The following is a 2500-nucleotide window of genomic DNA, read 5'->3' on the forward strand; positions in this document are numbered from 1 at the left end:
ACCGTTAGGTTGTCGAGGCGATCGCGAGCCCTGGAGCGGGTCCTTAACCGGACCTCATCTGAGCGGCCTATGGGCCCGTAGCTCAGTTGGTTAGAGCGCACGCTTGATAAGCGTGAGGTCATAAGTTCAAGTCTTATCGGGCCTACCACTCTTTCCACATACGGATCCGCACTCTTCTGAGTGTTTCTGGCGACCAGCTCCTGATGGGCAAGCAACTCACACCGAGTGTGAGGGGCCATAGCTCAGTTGGTAGAGCGCCTGCTTTGCAAGCAGGATGTCGTCGGTTCGAATCCGTCTGGCTCCACCATTCTCCCTGTCATCGGACAGGTCGAGAAATCGCGATCGAGGAATGATCAAGTTTGCACTGGCTCTTGGAGCCAGCTGCGAAATGACATTGTGAAGGCAGGGTTCCTCCGCCAACCGTAGCTCACCCCTGGGATACGGACCTGGTTTAAGGATGGACTTAAGAAGACATCATTGTCTGACTAAAGGTAGAGCTCATGTTCGATCTCTTCTCACGTGAGTGACAAGAGACGATTATGCATGGGTTTTGCTGAGAACGATCAAGCGCATAAGGGCTTCTGACGGATGCCTTGGCATTGAGAGGCGATGAAGGACGTGGCACGCTGCGATAAGAGCCGGGGAGGCGCGAGCACCCTTTGATCCGGCTATCTCCGAATGGGGAAACCCACCTTTATGGTCACCCAACTTAGTCTCAGCTTCGGCTGGGGCCAGGATTGGTTGATCAGAAGAGGTATAATGACCTGAATACATAGGGTTCATTAAGCAAACCCGGGGAACTGAAACATCTCAGTACCCGGAGGAAAGGACATCAACCGAGACTCCCGTAGTAGTGGCGAGCGAACCGGGACCAGGCCAGTGCTGTCGTGACATAAAGCTGAATGTGTTGGGAAACACAGCCATAGTGGGTGATAGCCCCGTAAGCGTCAAATAGCGACAGACTCGAGTAGGGCGGGACACGTGAAATCCTGTCTGAACATGGGGGGACCACCCTCCAAGCCTAAGTACTCCTCAATGACCGATAGCGAACAAGTACCGTGAGGGAAAGGTGAAAAGCACCCCGACAAGGGGAGTGAAACAGATCCTGAAATCGGAAGCCTACAAGCAGTCGGAGCCACCGCGCGTGGTGACGGCGTACCTTTTGTATAATGGGTCAGCGACTTCATGTGCCGTGCAAGCTTAAGCCGTTAGGTGTAGGCGCAGCGAAAGCGAGTCTGAATAGGGCGAATAAGTACGTCGCATGACGACCCGAAACCAGGTGATCTATCCATGAGCAGGTTGAAGGTAAGGTAACACTTACTGGAGGACCGAACCGGTGAATGTTGAAAAATTCTCGGATGACTTGTGGATAGGGGTGAAAGGCCAATCAAACCTGGACATAGCTGGTTCTCCGCGAAAACTATTTAGGTAGTGCCTCGGACGTATTCCTTGGGGGGTAGAGCACTGAATGGATGCGGGCGGCGCGAGCTGTACCAATTCTAATCAAACTCCGAATACCCAAGAGAACTATCCGGGAGACACACGGCGGGTGCTAACGTCCGTCGTGAAAAGGGAAACAACCCTAACCATCATCTAAGGCCCCCAAGTACTGGCTAAGTGGGAAACGATGTGGGTTTGCTTTGACAACCAGGATGTTGGCTTAGAAGCAGCCATCATTTAAAGAAAGCGTAACAGCTCACTGGTCAAGCGAACCTGCGCGGAAAATGTAACGGGGCTTAAGCCAGTCGCCGAAGGTATGGGTGTGCGTAAGCACGCGGTAGCGGAGCGTTCCGTAAGCCGATGAAGGTGAGGCGTGAGCCTTGCTGGAGGTATCGGAAGTGAGAATGCTGACATGAGTAGCGATAAAGAGGGTGAGAGACCCTCTCGCCGAAAGCCCAAGGGTTCCTGCGTAAAGCTAATCTGCGCAGGGTTAGTCGGCCCCTAAGGCGAGGCCGAAAGGCGTAGTCGATGGGAATCAGGTGAATATTCCTGAACCAGTTGGAAGTGACGGATCTGGTAAATTGTCGGGGCTTATTGGATTGCTCCCGGCAGTGAACAGGTCCCTGGAAATAACTCCAACGGAGACCGTACCCGAAACCGACACAGGTGGGCAGGTAGAGTATACCAAGGCGCTTGAGAGAACTGTGCTGAAGGAACTCGGCAAATTGCACGCGTAACTTCGGGATAAGCGTGACTCTTCTTTGGGCAACCAGAGAAGAGTGGCACAAGCCAGGGGGTAGCGACTGTTTATCAAAAACACAGGGCTCTGCGAAGCCGCAAGGCGACGTATAGGGTCTGACGCCTGCCCGGTGCCTGAAGGTTAAAAGGAGGGGTGCAAGCTCTGAATTGAAGCCCAGGTAAACGGCGGCCGTAACTATAACGGTCCTAAGGTAGCGAAATTCCTTGTCGGGTAAGTTCCGACCTGCACGAATGGCGTAACGACTTCCCCACTGTCTCCAGCACAGGCTCAGCGAAATTGAATTCCCCGTGAAGATGCGGG

2 tRNA genes and 1 rRNA gene (1 of these 3 only partly in view) are annotated in these 2500 nt (G+C 53.5%); all 3 read left to right on the forward strand.

Annotated elements, in window-relative coordinates:
* Positions 1–71: 71 nt before the first annotated feature.
* Positions 72–148, forward strand: a tRNA-Ile gene (locus AC1RRR_RS26070).
* Between the two features lie 83 nt (positions 149–231).
* Positions 232–307 (forward strand) — tRNA-Ala (locus AC1RRR_RS26075).
* A gap of 254 nt (positions 308–561) precedes the next feature.
* Positions 562–2500 (forward strand): 23S ribosomal RNA (locus tag AC1RRR_RS26080); it runs 847 nt beyond the window's last position.

The sequence above is a fragment of the Caulobacter sp. GW821-FHT12D05 genome (assembly GCF_058807295.1).